The sequence below is a fragment of the Enterobacter cloacae complex sp.6700776 genome (assembly GCF_048284255.1).
Lineage (GTDB): Bacteria > Pseudomonadota > Gammaproteobacteria > Enterobacterales > Enterobacteriaceae > Enterobacter > Enterobacter intestinihominis.
In genome coordinates this window covers 1-264 of record NZ_JBLVYK010000316.1, presented here as the reverse complement: position 1 = coordinate 264, position 264 = coordinate 1, and the positions used below count along the sequence as shown (strand labels likewise).

Sequence of the window (264 nt, the reverse complement as noted above, 5' to 3'; positions counted from 1 at the left end):
GGTTAGCTTCATCAAGGTAGTGGGTGGAGTAGATGTTCAGCTTGCCTTTCCGGTTGCCGCGTAGCGCAATGCTGATGGCATCGATTTTAAAATAGTGATGGATCTCTTTTGATACTTCGCTGACCAGCTCATCCATGTCCAGGCGGGAGAGCACGGCGTTGGTGATGGCAACCAGAATGCGGAAGTTATCGCGCTCGCGGCTCAGCAGGTCGTAGTCCACGTTATTGGTGACGCGGCTTTGGATCTGCTCCGCGACAACGGCCA

At 54.2% G+C, this 264-nt stretch carries 1 pseudogene; it reads right to left on the bottom strand.

Features of this window, described 5'->3' with window-relative positions:
* A pseudogene (locus ACNQ0T_RS24425) lies at nucleotides 1–264 on the bottom strand (formate hydrogenlyase transcriptional activator FlhA); the annotation flags it as partial.